This window comes from Streptomyces sp. NPDC006261 (assembly GCF_040613515.1).
GTDB lineage: Bacteria > Actinomycetota > Actinomycetes > Streptomycetales > Streptomycetaceae > Streptomyces.
The window spans coordinates 83,326-101,764 of the sequence record NZ_JBEXSI010000018.1 but is presented as its reverse complement, the minus strand read 5'-3'; the positions used below and the strand labels follow the sequence as shown (position 1 = coordinate 101,764).

The 18,439-nt window shown below is 71.4% G+C and carries 14 protein-coding genes, 2 tRNA genes and 2 pseudogenes; 7 read left to right on the top strand and 11 right to left on the bottom strand.

Annotation, left to right across the window (positions count from 1 at the left end; translation table 11 throughout):
- Positions 1 to 119: 119 nt before the first annotated feature.
- Together tig and ABZ154_RS14345 are read right to left on the bottom strand one after the other, a co-directional pair.
- On the bottom strand, positions 120 to 1,523 hold the full coding sequence (gene tig, locus ABZ154_RS14350; RefSeq protein WP_356832354.1) for a trigger factor: 1,404 nt from the start codon (positions 1,521 to 1,523) through the stop codon (positions 120 to 122).
- 151 nt (positions 1,524 to 1,674) lie between these two features.
- Positions 1,675 to 1,751 (bottom strand) — tRNA-Pro (locus ABZ154_RS14345).
- A 165-nt stretch (positions 1,752 to 1,916) separates the two neighbouring features.
- Between ABZ154_RS14345 and ABZ154_RS14340 the strand changes: the two genes are divergently transcribed.
- Positions 1,917 to 1,990: transfer RNA gene (locus tag ABZ154_RS14340), tRNA-Gly, on the top strand.
- A 112-nt stretch (positions 1,991 to 2,102) separates the two neighbouring features.
- Here the strand turns inward: ABZ154_RS14340 and ABZ154_RS14335 are convergent.
- Positions 2,103 to 2,297: a hypothetical protein gene (locus ABZ154_RS14335; RefSeq protein WP_026241379.1), complete on the bottom strand. Its 195-nt coding sequence runs from the start codon at positions 2,295 to 2,297 to the stop codon at positions 2,103 to 2,105.
- Positions 2,298 to 2,742: 445 nt separating this feature from the next.
- On the opposite strand from ABZ154_RS14335, the gene ABZ154_RS14330 reads away from it, so the two are divergent.
- A complete protein-coding gene (locus ABZ154_RS14330) occupies positions 2,743 to 3,888 on the top strand; it encodes an acyltransferase family protein (protein ID WP_356832352.1) in 1,146 nt (381 codons plus the stop codon).
- A gap of 52 nt (positions 3,889 to 3,940) precedes the next feature.
- Here ABZ154_RS14330 and ABZ154_RS14325 read toward each other — a convergent pair whose 3' ends face one another.
- Both ABZ154_RS14325 and ABZ154_RS14320 read right to left on the bottom strand, forming a co-directional pair.
- The gene (locus ABZ154_RS14325; RefSeq protein WP_356832350.1) at positions 3,941 to 4,441 is read right to left on the bottom strand and encodes an HD domain-containing protein; all 501 of its coding nucleotides are present in this window, start codon (positions 4,439 to 4,441) and stop codon (positions 3,941 to 3,943) included.
- Positions 4,442 to 4,542: 101 nt separating this feature from the next.
- Positions 4,543 to 5,688 (bottom strand): PP2C family protein-serine/threonine phosphatase, encoded by a 1,146-nt coding sequence (locus tag ABZ154_RS14320; RefSeq protein WP_356832348.1) that lies wholly within the window; start codon positions 5,686 to 5,688, stop codon positions 4,543 to 4,545.
- Positions 5,689 to 5,793: 105 nt separating this feature from the next.
- Between ABZ154_RS14320 and ABZ154_RS14315 the strand changes: the two genes are divergently transcribed.
- Positions 5,794 to 7,029, top strand: coding sequence for a GNAT family N-acetyltransferase (locus ABZ154_RS14315; protein WP_356832346.1), 1,236 nt, complete (start codon positions 5,794 to 5,796; stop codon positions 7,027 to 7,029).
- Positions 7,030 to 7,060: 31 nt separating this feature from the next.
- Here ABZ154_RS14315 and ABZ154_RS14310 read toward each other — a convergent pair whose 3' ends face one another.
- Entirely contained in the window at positions 7,061 to 7,885 is an 825-nt protein-coding gene (locus ABZ154_RS14310; protein ID WP_356832344.1) for a DNA-formamidopyrimidine glycosylase family protein, read from the bottom strand.
- A gap of 93 nt (positions 7,886 to 7,978) precedes the next feature.
- Positions 7,979 to 8,467, bottom strand: coding sequence for a ribose-5-phosphate isomerase (locus ABZ154_RS14305; RefSeq protein ID WP_356832342.1), 489 nt, complete (start codon positions 8,465 to 8,467; stop codon positions 7,979 to 7,981).
- Between the two features lie 98 nt (positions 8,468 to 8,565).
- Here ABZ154_RS14305 and ABZ154_RS14300 point away from each other — a divergent pair.
- A pseudogene (locus ABZ154_RS14300) lies at positions 8,566 to 8,832 on the top strand (FAD-binding protein); the annotation flags it as partial.
- A 12-nt stretch (positions 8,833 to 8,844) separates the two neighbouring features.
- On the opposite strand, the gene ABZ154_RS14295 reads toward ABZ154_RS14300, so the two are convergent.
- Positions 8,845 to 9,438, bottom strand: a complete 594-nt coding sequence (locus ABZ154_RS14295; protein ID WP_356832340.1) for a biotin transporter BioY — start codon at positions 9,436 to 9,438, stop codon at positions 8,845 to 8,847.
- A 285-nt stretch (positions 9,439 to 9,723) separates the two neighbouring features.
- Between ABZ154_RS14295 and ABZ154_RS14290 the strand changes: the two genes are divergently transcribed.
- Positions 9,724 to 11,160, top strand: a complete 1,437-nt coding sequence (locus ABZ154_RS14290; RefSeq protein ID WP_356832338.1) for an amino acid permease — start codon at positions 9,724 to 9,726, stop codon at positions 11,158 to 11,160.
- Positions 11,161 to 11,280: 120 nt separating this feature from the next.
- Positions 11,281 to 12,720: an amino acid permease gene (locus ABZ154_RS14285; RefSeq protein ID WP_356832336.1), complete on the top strand. Its 1,440-nt coding sequence runs from the start codon at positions 11,281 to 11,283 to the stop codon at positions 12,718 to 12,720.
- A 40-nt stretch (positions 12,721 to 12,760) separates the two neighbouring features.
- On the opposite strand, the gene ABZ154_RS14280 is transcribed toward ABZ154_RS14285, so the two are convergent.
- Positions 12,761 to 14,659 carry a hypothetical protein gene (locus ABZ154_RS14280; protein WP_356832334.1) on the bottom strand — a complete coding sequence of 633 codons (1,899 nt, stop codon included), beginning with the start codon at positions 14,657 to 14,659 and terminating at the stop codon, positions 12,761 to 12,763.
- 357 nt (positions 14,660 to 15,016) lie between these two features.
- Here ABZ154_RS14280 and ABZ154_RS14275 point away from each other — a divergent pair.
- A pseudogene (locus ABZ154_RS14275) lies at positions 15,017 to 15,254 on the top strand (glycerophosphodiester phosphodiesterase); the annotation flags it as partial.
- Between the two features lie 16 nt (positions 15,255 to 15,270).
- Here ABZ154_RS14275 and ABZ154_RS14270 read toward each other — a convergent pair.
- A complete protein-coding gene (locus ABZ154_RS14270) occupies positions 15,271 to 15,942 on the bottom strand; it encodes a DNA starvation/stationary phase protection protein (RefSeq protein WP_356832332.1) in 672 nt (223 codons plus the stop codon).
- A 54-nt stretch (positions 15,943 to 15,996) separates the two neighbouring features.
- On the bottom strand, positions 15,997 to 18,225 hold the full coding sequence (gene tkt / locus ABZ154_RS14265; protein ID WP_356832330.1) for a transketolase: 2,229 nt from the start codon (positions 18,223 to 18,225) through the stop codon (positions 15,997 to 15,999).
- Positions 18,226 to 18,439 lie beyond the last annotated feature (214 nt).

Genomic DNA, 18,439 nt, shown 5'->3' with positions numbered 1-18,439 from the left:
GGTTCCGGGCCCGCACGGCGGTACGGACGGGATACGGCGACGGGCCCCGGACGCGTGTGGTGCGTCCGGGGCCCGTCGTGCCGATCAGCGCGTGGCTGTCGTACGGATCAGCGCGAGGCTCAGGCCTCGTTCTTCTCCTCGGCCTTGTCCTCGGCCTTGTCCTCGGCCTTGTCCTCGGTGGCGGCCTCGGCCGCCTCCGTGGTCTCTTCCTCGTCGTCCTCGAGGTCGACGACCTCACCGTTGGTGTCGACGACCTTGGCGGCCTCGACGACGACGGCGAGCGCCTTGCCGCGGGCGACCTCGCCGACGAGCATCGGCACCTGGCCACCCTCGACGACGGCCTGGGCGAACTGGTCGGGGCTCATGCCGGAGGAGGCAGCACGCCGCATGAGGTGCTCGGTGAGCTCCTCCTGGTTGACGTTCAGCTTCTCCTTGTTGACGAGCTCGTCAAGGATGAACTGGGTCTTGATGCCCTTGACGGCCTGCTCGGAGGTCTCGTTCTCGAACTCCTCCAGGGTCTTGCCCTGGATCTCGAGGTACTTCTCGAGGTCGAGACCCATCTGGCCGAGCTGGTGGTGCTCCAGGTTGTGCTTGCGGGTCTGGACCTCGTCCGCGAGCAGCTTCTCCGGGATCGGGACCTCGGCGAGCTTCAGCAGCTCCTCCAGGACGCGCTCCTGGGCCTGGGTGGCCTGGTCGTACTGCTTGGTGGTCTCCAGGCGCTTGCGGCTGTCGGCCTTCAGCTCCTCCAGCGTGTCGAACTCGCTGGCCATCTGGGCGAAGTCGTCGTCCAGCTCGGGGAGCTCACGGGCGGCGACGGCGGTGACCTTGACGGTGACCTCCGCGGCCTTGCCCTCGGCGGAGCCGCCCTTCAGCTCGGAGGTGAAGGTGGCCTCGCCACCGGCCTCCAGGCCGGTCACGGCCTCGTCGATGCCTTCGAGGAGCTCGCCGGAACCGATGGTGTACGAGACACCCGCGGCCACGCCGTCCTCCAGGATCTCGCCGTCGACCTTGGCCTCCAGGTCGATCGTGACGACGTCGCCGTCGGCGGCGGCGCGCTCGACCGGGTTGGTGGAGGCGAAGCGCTCGCGCAGCTGCTCCACGGCCTTCTCGACCTCTTCGTCGGTGACCTCGAGGGCGTCGACGGTGACCTCGATGCCGGAGTAGTCCGGAATCTCGATCTCGGGGCGTACGTCAACCTCGGCGGTGAAGGCCAGCAGCTCGCCGTCCTTCAGCTCGGTGATGTCGACCTCGGGCTGGCCGAGGACGTTCAGCTCACCCTCGTTGACCGCCTCGGTGTAGAACTTCGGGAGGGCGTCGTTGACGGCCTCCTCCAGCACAGCACCGCGGCCGAACCGCTGGTCGATGACCCGGGCGGGGATCTTGCCCTTGCGGAAGCCCTTCACCGTGACCTGCTGGTTGATCTTCTTGTACGCCGCGTCGAGGCTGTCCTTGAGCTCCTCGAAGGGCACCTCGATGCTGAGCCGAACCCGAGTCGGGTTCAGGGTCTCCACGGCGCTCTTCACGGTTTCGGTCTCCTTGGTGGCTGACTTCTTGGGGTTCTGCTGGACCGCCGATCGGCGGCTTCGCGGACCGAGCCCGGTACATCAGACACACGGGCACGCAATTTGCATAGTAACGGCAAGGAGGAGCACTCCCCCAATGCGATCTTGCCGGTGGTCGGGGTGGCCGGATTCGAACCGACGACCTTCCGCTCCCAAAGCGGACGCGCTACCAAGCTGCGCCACACCCCGTCGGTGCGACACGTAGGGTACATGCACCGGAGCCGTGCGTCGGCCGCTTTGCGGGGCGGCCGGGGATCAGTGGCCGGGGGCCGGGTCAACGGGTGTGCGGACACCGCCGCCGACCCGCTACGATGCTCTTCGTGCCGCGGTCCCCGGACCTGCGGTGCGGCGCTCGCGGGCGTAGCTCAATGGTAGAGCCCTAGTCTTCCAAACTAGCTACGCGGGTTCGATTCCCGTCGCCCGCTCCATGCCTGGGCCCGGTCCGACATCTCGTCGGACCGGGCCTCTCGCGTGTATGCGTCTGTGCATGCGTGCGGGCCGCGCGGCGGACGCGGCCGCCCCTTCCGGGGCCGAACCGCCTCAGAAGCTGATCTGGTTGATCGTGTCCGCTATCGAGTTCATGAACCTGTTGATCGACGGGGCCATGCCGGTCGACGCCAGGAAGAAGCCGAAGAGCACGGCGACGAGCGCCGGCCCGGGCTTGATGGAGCCACCACGGATCAGCACCACCAGGATGACCGCGAACAGCAGCACCATAGACAGTGAAATAGCCACGTCTGATCACACCCTCGGTCGGTCCGCCTTGCCGGCCCGGAAACGTGCAACACTGCGCGCCCCGTCGCGCCCATCGTGCCACCAACTCCCCGGTGTCTGCTGCCAGGTGACGGATCGCACTGACCGGATCCCGCCATCCTGCCCAGCTCACCGGGGCTCCACGCCGCACACCCCGCGCTTCCGCCGCGAAATCCGCGCGGCCGCATATTCGCCGGCTCGGCAGAGGCGGCCGTTTCCATATCACCACAGGTCGTTCACAGGTAATTCGAGGCGCCCGGTGCGACGTAATACACTCGGTCAAGACTCTGCCGATATGCCCTGTTTAAGGGGGATCAAGCGTGTCATAGCGGGCAGCGTTCGACGGTTTCACATTCGAATTGAGGGGAACACGCGATATCTGATCGCGGTTTTACGCGAGGCAATCGACGGGTCTAAGGTGCCTGAGATGTTCCAAGCTCCGAGCGTATTCACCAGGGCCCCGCTCCCCCCGGCCACCCGGGAGTCGGAGCCCAGACGCGAGCAGGCGCTCACCCCCACGGCCGCCGCCCCGGCCCCCGCCCAAGCCCCGCCGACGGCGGCCAAGCGGCGCGATCCCTACTTCGACAACGTGAAGTATCTGGCGATCGTCCTGGTCGCGGTGGCGCACGCATGGGAACCGGTGATGGACGGCAGCCGGGCCACCCGGGCGCTCTACATGATCGTGTACACGTTCCACATGCCGGCCTTCATCCTCATCTCCGGCTACTTCTCCCGTACGTTCGACATGTCCGCCCCCAAGGTGAAGCGCCTGATCACCGGGGTCGCCGTACCGTACGTGCTGTTCGAGACGGCCTATTCGCTCTTCAAGCGGTACGTGGACGACGCGCCCGACACCTCGATCAGCCTGGTCGACCCGCTGTTCCTGACGTGGTTCCTGATCGCCCTGTTCATCTGGCGGGTCACCACGCCGATCTGGCTCACGCTGAGCCATCCGCTGCCGGTGGCGCTCGCCATCGCGGTGCTGGCCTCGATCTCCCCCGACATCGGCGACGACCTGGATCTCCAGCGGGTCTTCCAGTTCCTGCCGTTCTTCGTCCTCGGCCTGCTGGTGAAGCCCGAGCACTTCCAGCTGGTCCGACGCCGCGAGGTCCGGCTGCTCGCCCTGCCGCTGTTCGCGGGCGCCCTGCTCTTCGCGTACTGGATCGCCCCGCGCATGCGGCTCGGCTGGCTCTACCGCGCCAACAGCGCCCAGGAGATGGACGCTCCGTGGTGGTCGGGCGCGGTGATGTCCCTGGCCCTGTTCGGCTGCGCCCTGGCGCTTACCATCGGCTTCCTGGCATGGGTACCGCGCCGGAGCATGTGGTTCACGGTGCTGGGCGCCGGGACGATCTGCGGCTATCTGCTCCACGGCTTCCTGATCAAGGGCGCTGTGTACACGGGTCTGTTCGACCGGCACACCTGGCTCTCCGGCCCCGTCGGCCTGGTGATCGTCTCGGTCGCGGCCGCGGGCGCGGTGACGCTCATGTGCTCGCCGCCGGTGGCCCGGGCCCTGAAGTTCGCCACCGAACCGGACATGAAGTGGGCGTTCCGGACGGATCCCGCGAAGCGCTGAACCCGTCCCTTCCCCCTCACCTGATCCACCCGCGGCGGCGGCCGCGGGTGGATCAGTGCGTTTCCGGGTTGGCCGAATCCTTTCGGTCCGGCGGTGCTTCTCCCACGGTCAGCCCCAACAGCCCCCGCACCTGCGCATATTTCGCCGCCAACCGGGTACGCGTCGACTCCTCCAGGACCGCGAGGCGGGCCGGATCCGCGTTGTGGGCCAGATCCGCCTCCTTGACGAGCAGCGCGCCCGGCGTGGCGAGGATCCGGCGGGTGTAAGCGGACAGCTCCTCGCCCGGCCGTTTGGTGACGGCCAGGACCATGTCCTTGACCTCCTGCGGCAGTGCGGCCTGCGCCAACCACCGCGCGGAGAGCGCGTCGTCCTCGATCGCGTCGTGCAGCCAGGCCGCGGCGATCTGCCGGTCACTGCCGCCGCGCAGCCGCACACCCTCGGCCACCGCTGCCAGGTGTTCCGTGTACGGGCGGCCCGCCTTGTCGGTCTGGGTCGCATGGGCCTCGCGGGCCAGAGCCTCGACCTGGGCCAGGCTCAGATGTTTGCTGCACATGACCCGACTATCGGGGAGGTGTCCTCGTACGGCGTCCGTAAGTGACGATCACCACATGAGCACGCGCGGATGACGGGCACCTCTCCGTTGACGAGGCTCTCTCAGTGCCTGCGCGAGAGCAGCAGGAGCGCCCGGTCGTCGTTGACGTCCTTGGCGCAGGCCTCGATCAGATGCCAGGCCGCGCCCTCGAAGCCGGTGGAGACATAGCGGTCGGCCTCGCCGGTCAGCCGGTCGATCCCCTCGGCGATGTCCCGGTCGGACGCCTCCACCAGCCCGTCCGTGAAGAGCATCAGCACGTCGCCCGGCGCGAGCGAGCCCTTGACCGCGTCGAACTCGGCCCCGTCGTAGACGCCGAGCAGCGGGCCCTCCCCCGACTTCTCCTCCCACTGCCCACTGCCCGAGTGCAGCTGGAGCGCCGGCGGATGACCGGCCGAGAAGATCTCGTAGTCGCCGGAGTCCAGGTCCAGCACCAGGTGGATCGAGGTCGCGAACCCCTCGTCCCAGTCCTGCCGCAGCAGATAGCCGTTGGCGGCGGTGAGGAAGCCGTGCGGCGGCAGCGAACCGAGCAGCCCGCCGAAGGCGCCGGAGAGCAGCAGGGCCCGGGAGCCCGCGTCCATGCCCTTGCCGGAGACGTCGGTGAGGACGACCTCCAGGGTCCGGCCGCCGTGGGTGCGGGCCGCGACGACGAAGTCCCCGGAGAAGGACTGGCCGCCGGCCGGGCGCAGGGCCATCTCACGGTGCCAGCCCTGGGGCAGCCGGGGCAGGGCGCTCTGGACCCGGATGCGTTCGCGCAGGTCGAAGAGCATGGTGCCGCCGCGCCGCCAGGGCACGCCGACCCGGGCCCGGAACTGGGCGAGGATCAGCCCGAAGAACCCGCAGGCGGCGACCACGAGCACGGTGCCCGGGGTGACCCTGGCCGGGCCGTCCGCGTACGGGCCGAGCGTGAGCGCCTCCACGATCAGGGCGGCGGCGGACATGGCGTACAGACCGAGCAGGCTGGCGGGGCGCAGCAGGAGGCCGCCCGCGACGATGGGCAGGGCGAGGGCGGCCGGGTCGATCCAGACCGGGCTGGTGATGGTGGCGAAGGTGATGGCCGGAATCGTCAGCAGGAGACCGGCCAGGGCGATCCAGTCGGAGCCGTCGCCCCGGAAGTAGTCCACCCCGGATTTGCGCAGCCCGATGCGGGCCCGGTGCATCGATCTGCGCCACCGGGCCCAGAAGTCGTCCACTCCTCCACTACGGGCCATTGCCGGGACCCTATCCACCCGGACGCCTCCGGTGCAGGGGGACCCCGGTGACAATGCGCGCGAAATCGGGTCGTCCGCTTCCGCGCGCCCTGGTAGGGATGGCATATGACTTCAGAACTCCGTGTGCTGCGACCTGCTGAGTGGGACTCCTGGTTCGCCTGTCTGGAGCGTGCGTTCGGGGGCGTGCTGAGCGCCCCGGAGTCGCGTGCGCTCTGGAAGGAGCTGACCGAGCACGACCGGTCCATCGGACTGTGGGACGGGGAGGTGTGCGTCGGTACGGCGGGGGCCTACAGCTTCCGGCTGACCGTCCCCGGCGGTGCGGCGGTGGGCGCGGCGGGGGTGACGGCGGTGAGCGTCGCCGGTACGCACCGGCGGCGCGGGCTGCTGCGGACCATGATGCGGCGCCAGTTGGACGACGTACGTTCCTGGGGCGAGCCGCTCGCCGTGCTGACGGCGTCCGAACCGGCCATCTACGGGCGCTTCGGGTACGGGGCCGCGACCCGGGCCATGAGCCTGGACATCGACACTTCCCGCGTGCGGCTCGATCTGCCGCCGGGCACCGACGAGGTGCGGGTGCGGTACACGGATCCGGTGGCGGCCCTGCCCGCCTGCGAGGAGGTGTACGGGCGGCTCGCCGCGGAGCGTCCGGGCACGCCGGTGCGGCAGCCGAAGTGGGAGCTGGCCGCGGTGATCGACACGGAGAAGGACCGGGCGGGAGCCTCGCCGTTGCAGTGTGTGCTCTCCGAGCGGGACGGGGAGGTGCTGGGGTACGCCACGTTCCGGGTGCGGCCCGACTGGGACCGGGCGGGGCCGAGGGGAACGGTGGCGCTGCGGGACCTGGCGGCGCTGGATGCGGCGTCGTACGCGGCGCTGTGGCGGTTCCTTTTCGGCATCGACCTGACGTCGTCCGTGGAGGCGGCCGGCCGGCCGGTGGACGAGCCGTTGATGCATCTGGTCTCGGACGTGCGGCGGTGCGAGGCGCGGGTGCAGGACTCGCTCTACGTACGGCTGGTGGAGGTGGGGGCGGCCCTGGAGGCGCGGGCGTACCGGACGCCGGTGGATGTGGTGCTGGAGGTGGAGGACGCCTTCTGCCCGTGGAACGCGGGGCGCTGGCACCTGGTGGCGGACGCGAAGGGCGGTGCCTCGTGCCGGCGTGCGCCGGATCGCGCGCCGGATCTGGAGCTGCCGGTGCGGGAGCTGGGCGCCGCCTATCTGGGCGGGGTTTCGTTCACCTCGCTCGCGGCGGCGGGGCGGGTGCGGGAGGTGCGGCCGGGAGCGGTGGAGGAGGTCTCCACGGCGTTCTCGTGGCATGTGGAGCCGTGGCTGCCGCACGGGTTCTGAGCCGGTGAGGCGCGTTTCTGCCTCTGGGGCGTCAGGCTCCGGACACGCCCGGGTCCTGGCATCTTGGGCACCAGAAGAGGTTGCGGGCGGCGAGGTCCGCCGTCCGGATCTCGCTCTCGCAGATGTGGCAGGGCAGGTTGGCCCGGCGGTAGACGTAGACCTCGCCGCCGTGGTCGTCCACGCGGGGCGGGCGGCCCATCGCCTCGGGGAGGTGCTCCGGGCGGACGGTGTCGATCCGGTTGTGCCGCACGCCCTCGTGCATCAGCTCCACCAGGTCCGCCCAGATCGCGTCCCACTCGGCGCGGGTGAGGTCCTTGCCCGCGCGGTACGGGTCGACGCCGTGGCGGAAGAGGACCTCGGCCCGGTAGACGTTGCCGACGCCCGCGATGACCTTCTGGTCCATCAGGAGGGCGGCGACCGTGGTCCGGCTGCGGGAGATCCGCAGCCAGGCGCGCTCCCCGTCCTCGTCGCCGCGGAGCGGGTCCGGGCCGAGGCGCTCGTGTATCGCGCGCTTCTCGGGCTCGGTGATCAGGGCGCAGGTGGTGGGCCCGCGCAGGTCGGCGTGGTGGGCCGCGTTGACCAGGCGGAGGCGGACGGTGTCGGTGGGCGGCGGGGGCGGGGCGGTGCCGAAGCCGAGTTTGCCGAAGAGGCCGAGGTGGATATGGACCCAGCCGGTGCCGCCGAAGCCCAGGAAGAGGTGCTTGCCGTGGGCGTCGGTGGTGGTGAGGATGTGCCCGTCGAGCAGGGCCGCGCTGTCGGAGAACTTGCCCTGCGGGCTGCTCACCCGGACCGGCCCGCCCACGAACCGCTCGGCGTGGTCCTGGGCGAGGCGGTGGATCGTGTGTCCCTCGGGCACGGCGGGCTGCTCCCTGTGGTTCCTGTGGAGGGGCGGGCGGTGACATGGCCGTGCCGCCGGGTACGGAGCCCGGCGGCACAGGTGGCGTGAGGGTCAGCCCTGCTGCGGGTGGTGGGCCGGGATCGGGGGGAGCTCGCCGGTGGTCTCGTACGCCGAGAGCATCTCGATGCGGCGCGTGTGGCGCTCCTCGTTCGAGTACGGCGTGGAGAGGAAGATCTCGACGAACTTCGTGGACTCCTCCACCGTGTGCATCCGGCCGCCGATCGCGACGACGTTGGCGTTGTTGTGCTCGCGGCCGAGGGCGGCGGTCTGCTCGCTCCAGGCCAGTGCGGCGCGGACGCCCTTGACCTTGTTGGCGGCGATCTGCTCGCCGTTGCCGGAGCCGCCGATCACGATGCCGAGGCTGTCGGGGTCCGCGGCCGTCTTCTCGGCAGCACACAGGCAGAACGGCGGATAGTCGTCCTGGGCGTCGTAGATGTGGGGGCCGCAGTCGACGGCCTCGTGCCCGTGGGCACCGAGCCACTCGACGAGGTGGTTCTTGAGTTCGTAACCGGCATGGTCGGATCCGAGGTACACGCGCATGGTGCGAAGTGTGGCACGAACTGCGCGGGGCAGCGGTCAGCGGGGTCGGGGCCTGTCACGTCGCGGGTCAGGGGCCGCCTGCTCGCTCGGCCGGTGTGGCGAACGCCGTGCCGTTCCGCGATGCCCGGTTCCTGCCGCGGCTGCTGTCGCCGCTGGACGGTACGGATGTGGCCTCGGTGCGTGCAGTCCACGAGGAGGTGGGGCGGGTGCTGGAGCCGGCCGTCCTGGGGCGGTCGCTGCACTTCTCCTTCGGCGGCGGGGACCGCGCCGTCGGATCCCATGAGGCGGAAACGGGGAAGAGGCTCGCCGGTCTGGTCTCCCAGTACGATCCGGCGGGCCTCTTCGGGGGCGCTTACGGGGCTTGACGAACGGGGTTTTCAGCCTCGGCGGCCGAGGAGCTTCCAGGAGGCGGGCAGGGCGCCCATCGCCAGAGCCGCCTTGAGGGCGTCGCCGATCAGGAACGGGGTGAGCCCGGCCGCGACGGCGGCGCTCAGGGACATGCCGGTGGCGAGCGCCAGGTAGGGCACGCCGACGGCGTAGATGATCGCGGAGCCGATCACCATCGTGCCCGCCGTACGGAGCACCGAGCGGTCGCCGCCGCGGCGGGCGAGGGCGCCGACGACGGTGGCGGCGAGCAGCATCCCGAGGATGTAACCGAGGGACGGCATCGCGTAGCCCGAGGTGCCCTCGGCGAACCAGGGCATCCCGGCCATGCCGACGAGCGCGTACACCGCGAGGGAGAGGAAGCCGCGGCGGGCGCCGAGCGCGGTGCCGATGAGGAGCGCGGCGAAGGTCTGGCCGGTGACGGGGACCGGGGAGCCGGGGACGGGGACGGCGATCTGCGCCGCGATGCCGGTGAGGGCGGCGCCGCCCAGCACGAGGGCCGCGTCGACGGCGTAGCGGTGCCGGACTGCGGGCAGCAGGTCGGCGAGGACCGCTCCGGAACGGACGGGGGCGGCAGCAGTGCTCATCGGGACTCCGCGAGTGAGGGCAGGCAGGCTGGACGGCTCCGCCAGGCAGGTGGGGAGGGACTGCTGCCGACGTTAGCCCAGCAGTGAACGACCGATCACCATCAGCCGCCCACAAAGCGGTGAATGACGGGTTGGTGGGGTTCACACAAAGGCTGCCACGCAATCACCTCTGGGCGTGATGCTCGTCACGGAGGTGAGGCGGCAGGTGGCCCGTTTTGCCGGGAAGGGCATTGCGGGCCCAGACTGTAGGTTCCCCATAAATGATCCGAGAGTGACCCGCACCCCATGCACGAGGCTGTCGCCACCACGCCCGCCGTCCCGCCGGAGCCCCTGGTTCCCGCCGAGCCGCTCGCCCACGGACTGAAACAGCGTCACCTCACGATGCTCGGGCTCGGCGGGGTGATCGGGGCGGGGCTGTTCGTCGGGTCGGGTGCCGGGATCGCGGTGGCGGGGCCCGCCATCGTCGTCTCGTATCTGATCGCGGGGGCGCTCGCCATGCTGGTCATGCGGATGCTCGGCGAGATGTCCGCCGCGATGCCCGCCTCCGGTTCCTTCTCCGTGCACGCGGAGCGGGCGCTCGGGCGGTGGGCCGGGTTCAGCGTCGGCTGGCTGTACTGGTTCCTGCTGGTCGTGGTCCTCGCCGTGGAGGCGACGGCCGCCGCGCAGATCGCCCACGGGTGGGTGCCGGCGGTCGAACCGTGGGCGTGGGTGCTTCTCTTCATGGTGGTGTTCACCGCCGCCAACCTGACGGCGGTGAAGAACTTCGGCGAGTTCGAGTTCTGGTTCGCCTCCTTGAAGGTCGGCGCGATCGTCGTCTTCCTGGGGCTCGGGGTACTGGCGGTCTTCGGGTGGCTCCCCGACACCGACCCGGTCGGGATGACCAACCTGACCGGCCAGGGGGGCTTCCTGCCGAACGGCTGGGGCGGGGTCGTCTCCGGCGTCCTGACCGTGGTCTTCGCCTTCGGCGGCCTGGAGGTCGTCACCATCGCCGCCGCCGAGACGGACGACCCGGCCCGCGCGGTGGGGCGCGCGGTGCGCAGTGCGGTGGTGCGCATCCTCTTCTTCTACGTCGGCTCGATGCTGGTCATCGTGACCGTGCTGCCGTGGACCGCCCAGCAGTCCGGGCTGAGCCCGTATGTGAAGGTGCTGGACTCGATCGGGGTGCCGTCCGCCGGGCAGGTCATGAACATCGTGGTCTTCGTGGCGCTGCTCTCGGCGCTCAACGCCAATCTGTACGGGTCCTCGCGGATGGTGTTCTCGCTGGCGGAGCGCGGGGAGGCGCCGCGTGGGCTGCTGAAGGTGTCCCGCAGGCCCGGGACGGAGGGCGGAGTTCCCCGGCGGGCCGTGCTGGCCTCGGTGGCCTTCGGATTCGCCTCCGTACTGCTCAACCTGCTCTGGCCGGACACCGTGTTCCTCTACATGCTCAACTCGGTCGGCGCGGTGCTCCTGTTCGTCTGGGCGCTGATCGCCGCCTCCCAACTGCGGCTGCGCGCCCGGTTGGAGCGGGAGGCTCCGGGGGCGCTCACGCTGCGGATGTGGTGCTTCCCGTATCTGACCTGGCTGACGCTGGCCGGGCTGCTGGGGGTGCTGCTGCTGATGCTGACCGACGCCGACGCACGGCCGCAGGTGCTGTGGTCGGCGGGTGCGACGGCGCTGGTGCTGCTGGTGGCGGTGGGGCGTCAGTGGCGGGAGCGTAAGAGTTTGGCCTCTATCGGCCGGTAGGCGGGTGTGCACCTTGTGTGAGCCTCGTGCCCGTATAGCGGACACCCGTTCCGTGTGAACGGTGAGGATGCCCAGACTGTGGGTTCGTCCCTCGCCTCAGCTACCGAACAGAGCTCGTCCATGTCTCGGACCTCCGTGTCTCCCCCCACCGCTGACTCCGCAGCCCCCACCGGAGCCTCGACGGACTCCGCGCTCACCCACGGCCTCAAACAGCGCCACCTCTCGATGATTGCCCTCGGCGGGGTCATCGGCGCCGGGCTCTTCGTCGGCTCCGGGGCCGGGATCGCCGCCGCCGGGCCCTCGATCGTCGTCGCGTACGCGCTCTCCGGGCTGCTCGTCATGATGGTGATGCGCATGCTCGGCGAGATGTCCGCCGCCAACCCGGCCTCGGGCTCCTTCTCCGTGCACGCCGAACGGGCGATCGGCCCCTGGGCCGGGTTCACCGCGGGCTGGTCCTTCTGGTTCCTGCTCTGCGTCGCCGTCGGCCTGGAGGGCATCGGCGCGGCCCAGATCGTCAGCGGCTGGCTGCCCGGGACACCGGAGTGGGCCTGGGTCGCCGTGTTCATGGTGGTCTTCCTGGGGACGAACCTGGCGGCCGTGAAGAACTTCGGCGAGTTCGAGTTCTGGTTCGCCGCCCTGAAGGTCATCGCGATCACCCTGTTCCTGGTGCTCGGCCTGCTGGCCATCTTCGGGATCCTCCCGGACACGGACGCTCCCGGCCTGACCAACCTCGCCGGCGACGGGGGCTTCCTGCCCAAGGGCATGGACGGGTTCATCATCGGGCTCCTCGCCTCCGTCTTCGCGTACGGCGGTCTGGAGACCGTCACCATCGCCGCCGCCGAGTCCGAGAACCCGGTGCAGGGCGTGGCGAAGGCGGTCCGTACGGCGATGTGGCGCATCGCGGTCTTCTACATCGGCTCGATGGCTGTCATCGTCACCCTGGTCCCGTGGGACAACCCGAAGGTCGCCGAGGTCGGCCCCTTCTACGCGATGCTCGACCACCTCGGCATCGGCGGCGCCGCGCAGATCATGAACGTGGTCATCCTCATCGCCCTGCTCTCCGCGATGAACGCCAACATCTACGGCGCTTCGCGGATGGCGCGGTCCCTGGTCGCCCGGGGCCAGGGACCAGCCGTACTCGGCAAGATCTCCTCCGGGGTCCCCCGCAACGCGGTGCTGTTCTCCTCGGTGTTCGGCTTCCTGTGCGTGCTGCTCAGCTACTGGCGGCCGGACGACGTCTTCCCCTGGCTGCTGAACATGATCGGCGCGGTGATCCTGGTGGTGTGGATCTTCATCGCCGTCTCCCAGCTGATCCTGCGCCGCCGCACCGAGCGCGAGTCGCCCGAGAAGCTGGTCGTACGGATGTGGCTCTTCCCGGTCCTCACGATCGTCGCCCTCGCCGGCATGGCCGGCATCTTCCTGCTGATGCTGCGCCAGCCGGGCACCCGCGACCAGTTGCTGGCCACGGGGGCGCTGACGGCGGTACTGATCGGCATCGGTGTCGTACGTCAGCGGCGGCGGGGCGACGCCGCGGCGGAGATCCCCGCGCAGCGGAAGTAGCCGCCCACTGCTGTGACCGGCGCGGCCGCCCTCGCCCCGGTCACAGCAGAAGCAGCACCGCCGCGCCCCACAGCACCGACACGGCCACCAGCGGAGGTCCGACCGGCATGCCCTGCCGGGCCGTCGGCGCCTCCTCGGCCGGCCGCAGCTCCGGGCGGAGCACCAGCGCCTGCACCTCCTCGGTGGCACGCACCGCGTACGGTTCGCGGCCCAGGCGGCGCTCCAGCCACGCCCACCCGGTGGGGGACAACTCGACGGTGGAGTCGCCCTCCCCCGTGCCGACGCGGATGCCGTCCTCGAAGTGGCGTGCGGCGGTGATCGCCTCCCACTCGACCCGTCGAACGCGCCACGCCCCGGTCACCCACAGCCCGTCGCGGTCGGCGGTGATCCGCCAGGTGAGCGCCGTCGCCACGGCGGAGATCAGCCACGGGAGGGCCAAGGGCAGCCACAGCCAGTGCCACGAGGGCCCGTCGTCGACCATCGCCCAGATGCCCCCGCCCTGCACCGCCAGCAGTCCGAGGCCCACGGCGCGCGAGAAGCCGTGCGCCTTCCACACCCGCAGGCCCGTGCCGGGCGTCATGGCGGCGGCGATCTCCTCGACGGGCCGCTGCTCGCTCTTGCGCCCACGGCGCTTCGGGCCGCGCGTCGCCAGCCCCGGGACGGCCGGCTTCACGGCGGTGACGCTGCACTCGACCAGCACCTCGGGCTCGTCCGCGTCGAGGCGTGCTACGAGGGCGACTTCGGCGCCCGCGTAGGGGGCGCCGTACAGGACGGCCTCCCGCAGCGGCGGGGGCGGGTCGCCGCCGGTGAGGATCTGCCTGACCTTGGTGAGGTCGACGGCGTCCGCTTCGCCGTCGCCCTCGCCCCCCTCTTCGTCTTCCTCCTCGTCCTCCTCCTCGTCCTCCTCCTCGAAGGCGTGCAGCGAGTGGAAGTGCAGGACCGGCCGGAGGGTCTCCGGGTCATCGGCCGCGAACACCCAGGTGCGGCCGTCCTCGTGCCCCTCGCGCACCAGCACGCGCAGCACCGGCAGCGGCCGGCGCCGCATCCGCGCCGAACGCGTCCGCCCGTCCACGCCGTTCGCGAAGAACCCCAGCGCCGCGGCCGTGCCGCCCAGCACCAGCGACTCCCAGCCGAAGGCGTCGTACGGCTCCGCGACCAGCGCCGCCCAGTCGCCGTCCACCACGATGTCGACCTGGCTGCCCACGGGGAAGTCCTCGGGAAAGGCCGTCTCCAAGCGATGGGTCCGCTCGTCGGCCTCCACCTTCAGGATGTCGATGCCGTCGTCGTCCTGTTCCTGGGCCACGACCCGTCCGGACAGGTGCGTGGCGCCCGCGGCCCGCTCCTCGTACGCGTCCGCGACCTGCTGGGCCTGCCAGAAGCCGAAGCCCGCGGCGGCGAGCATCAGTGCGGCCAGCGCGAAGGAGAACCGGCCCCGGCGGAACGTCCGCGCGGCGGCGGGCAGCGGCTGTGCGACCGGCCCGGCCGCCTCCAGGGCCAGCGCCCGCTGCCGCCCGGCAAGGGTGAGCCGGTGGACGATCCCGGCGGTGGTGAACGCGGCGGCCACGGGGTGGGCCAGCGCGTACGGTTCGCCGAACGACTCCGTGAAGCCGCCGTCCACGGCGAACCCCGCCAGCCCGGCTGCCAGCCCGGCGAGGGCGAGCCGGGGCTGCCGCCACACCCAGTACGGGGTCAGCACCAGCACGACCATCATCCCGAGCCCCGACCAGTCGGTGCCGCACGGCTCGGCGGACGTACAGGGGGCGAGAGGAGCCCCCTCCATGTACCAGATCATCGAGGCGACCAGCGCCAGCACCGCCCAGAGCGGGTGCGCCCACCGGGCGGGCACGGCGGCGAGCCAGCGCCGGGCTTCGGGGGTCCGCCAGTCGGCGGTGCCGGGGGGTATGTGCTCGGCGGGCAGCGGCACGGGAGGTCTGTTCACCAGCGCATTATGGCCAGGGACGGTGTACGGGCCCGGGCCGGGCCCGGCATTGGCGGTGCCGGCGCCCCACGGTGGCCGATCACCAGGGGGCCGGACGGCCGGTGGGGTGCCGACGCGGCGGCCGACGCGACGGCGGGGGTGGCGACGGAGGCTCCGGCGGCCGCGGTGGCGAGGAGGACCGAACGGCGCCTTGGTGCAGGGGACATGACAGCTCCTCGGGTGGCGGAGCCGCCACGCAAGCGAGGGCGGATGACCTCCCGGCGTACGGCGGCCGACCCTGCCGCTTCCGGTGGCCCACTGGTTCCCGGAGTAGCGCGTACGTATGGCGGCTGTCCGGGGAGTCGGGCCGGCGGACCGCGGTCTTCCCTCGCCCCGCCGCACACGCTCCTCGCGGACGCGCGTGCGGCGGGCCTGAAGGTCGCGCGTACACCTTCCGCGCCGAGAACCAGTACCTTCCGGCCGCCCACCGCCGGGTACCACGCCGAACGACTTCGGCGACGCGTCCGCCGAGTACGCCTTCCACCACGGGCAGGTCGTGGACGCGGTGGTGACGGACTTCCCGGACATCGCGGTGCGGGCCCGGGAGGAACTACGCAGTCAGGCGCCGGTTCTCAGCGGGTGGTGCGCTTGTTCGCCGTCTTCTTCGCGGTCTTCGTGGCCGCCGTCTTCTTGGCGGGAGCTGGCAGCGCCGTTTTCTTCGCCGCAGTGCGCTTGGTGGCCGCGCGCTTCGGTGAAGCGGCCGCGGCCGCCGCCTCCTCGGTGTCGGCACCGGCGTTCGACAGGGAGCCGGAACTGCTCTCCAGGTGGGCGCGGACGAACCACTGGAACTGCTCCAGGCCGCGCAGGTGCTCGATGAGCAGGTCCTCGGTGACGGGGTCGATCTCGCCGACCTTCTCGACCGCCTCGCGGTGGCCCTCGATGATCCCGGTGTAGACCAGGTCCAGGGCGCCGAGGTGGGCGATGGCGTCGGCGCGGCCGACGCTGTAGTCGTCCCAGGTGCGCTCCTTGACCAGGGTGCCCGGAGTGCCCTGCGGCTCGCCACCCAGGGCCGAGATGCGCTCGGCGGCCGCGTCGGCCATGTCCCGTACGGCGGCGGTCTGCGGGTCGAGCATCTCGTGGACGGCGATGAAGTGCGGCCCGACCACGTTCCAGTGGATGTGCTTGAGGGTCAGCGCGAGGTCGTTGAGCGCGTGCAGGCGCAGCGTCAGGAGGTCGATGACCTGGCGGCCCTCGTCGACGCCGAGACCGGGGACGGTGTAGCGGGGGGTGCGTGCGGGGGACATGGGGCTCCTCTTCGTGCAGACGTCGACGGTGGTGGCTTTTCGGAACGCGGGGGTCTAACCGGCGTCGGCGGTGCCGCCCTCGGTCGGGGCGGCGCCGGGGCGCTCCCCGCCGGGCCGGACGGGGCCCGCCGCCGCGCGGATGCTCGCCAGGGCGGCGTCGGCCACCGCGCGGGGGGTGATGCCGAACTCCTCGTACAGGCGCTCGTAGTCGGCCGAGGCGCCGAAGTGCTCGAGGCTGACCATGCGGCCCGCGTCGCCGACGACGTCCCGCCAGCCCTGGGCGACGGCCGCCTCGACGCTGACCCTGGCCCGTACGCCGGGCGGCAGGACCTCGTCCTGGTACGCGTACGGCTGGTCGGCGAACCACTCGCGGCAGGGCATGGAGACCACCCGCGCGTCGTGCCCCTCGGCCGCCAGCAACTCACGGGCCTCCAGGGCGATGTGGACCTCGGACCCGGTGCCGATGAGGACGACGTCGGGCGTACCGCTCCTGCTGTCGGCGAGTACGTAACCGCCCCGGGCGGCCTTTTCGGCGGGGGCGTACCCGCCCTCCCCCCGTTTCAGGACGGGCAGCGGCTGCCGGGTGAGCGCGAGGCCGGCGGGCCGGTCCTGGTGCTCCAGGACGGTGCGCCAGCAGACGGAGGTCTCATTCGCGTCGGCGGGCCGTACGACGTCGAGGCCGGGGATCGCGCGGAGGGCGGCCAGCTGTTCGACGGGCTGGTGGGTGGGGCCGTCCTCGCCGAGGCCGATGGAGTCGTGGGTCCAGACGTAGGTGACCGGGAGCTTCATCAGGGCGGCGAGGCGGACGGCCGGGCGCATGTAGTCGCTGAAGATCAGGAACGTACCGCCGTAGGGCCGGGTGAGGCTCTGGAGCGCGATGCCGTTGAGGATCGCCCCCATGGCGTGCTCGCGGATGCCGAAGTGGAGCGTGCGGCCGTAGGGGTCGCCGGGGAACTCGCCCGTCTGCTTGGACTCCGGTACGAAGGACGGCTCGCCGTCCATGGTGGTGTTGTTGCTGCCCGCGAGGTCGGCCGAGCCGCCCCACAGCTCGGGCAGCACCGGCGCCAGCGCGCTCAGCACGTCGCCGGAGGCCTTGCGGGTGGCGATGCCCTTGGGGTCGGCGTCGAAGACGGGAAGGCTGTCGGTCCAGCCGTCCGGGAACCTCTGCTCCCGCAGCCGGTCGAGGAGTGCGGCGCGCTCGGGGTGGGCCGTACGCCACTGCTGGTAGCGGGGCTCCCAGGCGCGGTGGGCCTCGGCGCCCCGCTCCCGTACCGCACGGGCGTGCTTCAGTACGTCGTCCTCGACGGTGAAGTCGGCGTCCGGGTCGAAGCCGAGCAGCTTCTTGGTGGCGGCGACCTCGTCGTCGCCGAGCGCGGAGCCGTGGGCCTTGCCGGTGTTCTGCTTGGTGGGCGCGGGCCAGCCGATGATCGTGCGCAGCAGGATCAGGGAGGGGCGGCCGCTCTCGCTCTTCGCCGCTTCGACGGCGGCGAGCAGGGCGTCGACGTCCTCCACGTAGTCGCCTGTCCGGGTGAAGTCGACCGTCTGGACGTGCCAGCCGTACGAGGCGTAGCGGGCGGTCACGTCCTCGCTGAAGGCGATGTCGGTGTCGTCCTCGATGGAGATGTGGTTGGAGTCGTAGAAGACGACGAGGTTTCCGAGCTCCTGGTGTCCGGCCAGCGAACTGGCCTCGGACGTCACACCTTCCATCAGGTCGCCGTCGGAGGCGACGACGTACACGTGGTGGTCGAAGGGGCTGGTGCCGGCCGGCGCGTCGGGGTCGAGGAGGCCGCGCTCCCGGCGGGCCGCCATGGCCATGCCGACGGCGGAGGCGAGCCCCTGTCCGAGCGGTCCGGTGGTGATCTCCACGCCCCGGGTGTGGCGGTACTCCGGGTGGCCGGGGGTGCTGGAACCCCAGGTGCGCAGCGCCTTCAGGTCGTCGAGCTCCATGCCGTAACCGCTCAGATACAGCTGGATGTAGAGGGTGAGACTGGAGTGGCCGCAGGAGAGCACGAAGCGGTCGCGGCCGAGCCACTGGTCGTCGGCCGGGTCGTGGCGCATGACCTGCTGGAAGAGCAGGTACGCCAGCGGCGCCAGGCTCATCGCGGTGCCGGGGTGGCCGTGGCCCGCCTTCTGCACGGCGTCGGCGGCCAGCAGCCGCACGGTGTCCACGGCCCGGGTGTCGAGCGGGCCCCAGCCCGCCGCGTCCGCGACCGGCAGAGCCAGCTTCGGGTCGCGGCCGCGGTCCGGGCCGTCCGGCGCTTCGGGGGCGTTGGGGGGTGCCATCGAGTCCTCCTGGTCGGTGGGGCGGGCGGGCGAGCGGCGCACCGGCGGGCCCCGGCCCCGAGCCGCCCGGCTGCTTGGCCGGGTCCCCCGGGAAGCGGCGTCCAAACATGGACGCCCGTGGGGAGAGGGGCAGGCGAGAAGACGGAACGCCTTTATAGCAAGAAAAGGGTTGCTAATAGGGCACCCGGTGACGCCCGCATGCCCCACCCCTCTG

Bases quoted from the DNA above. Each gene is read 5' to 3' on its own strand.
- ABZ154_RS14320 (WP_356832348.1), bottom strand. From the start codon at position 5,688: ATGGCCCGTAGTGGAGGAGTGGACGACTTCTGGGCCCGGTGGCGCAGA.
- tkt (WP_356832330.1), bottom strand. From the start codon at position 18,225: ATGGCACCCCCCAACGCCCCCGAAGCGCCGGACGGCCCGGACCGCGGC.
- ABZ154_RS14305 (WP_356832342.1), bottom strand. From the start codon at position 8,467: ATGCGCGTGTACCTCGGATCCGACCATGCCGGTTACGAACTCAAGAAC.
- ABZ154_RS14270 (WP_356832332.1), bottom strand. From the start codon at position 15,942: ATGTCCCCCGCACGCACCCCCCGCTACACCGTCCCCGGTCTCGGCGTC.
- ABZ154_RS14290 (WP_356832338.1), top strand. From the start codon at position 9,724: ATGCACGAGGCTGTCGCCACCACGCCCGCCGTCCCGCCGGAGCCCCTG.
- ABZ154_RS14330 (WP_356832352.1), top strand. From the start codon at position 2,743: ATGTTCCAAGCTCCGAGCGTATTCACCAGGGCCCCGCTCCCCCCGGCC.
- ABZ154_RS14325 (WP_356832350.1), bottom strand. From the start codon at position 4,441: ATGTGCAGCAAACATCTGAGCCTGGCCCAGGTCGAGGCTCTGGCCCGC.
- ABZ154_RS14285 (WP_356832336.1), top strand. From the start codon at position 11,281: ATGTCTCGGACCTCCGTGTCTCCCCCCACCGCTGACTCCGCAGCCCCC.
- ABZ154_RS14295 (WP_356832340.1), bottom strand. From the start codon at position 9,438: ATGAGCACTGCTGCCGCCCCCGTCCGTTCCGGAGCGGTCCTCGCCGAC.
- ABZ154_RS14315 (WP_356832346.1), top strand. From the start codon at position 5,794: ATGACTTCAGAACTCCGTGTGCTGCGACCTGCTGAGTGGGACTCCTGG.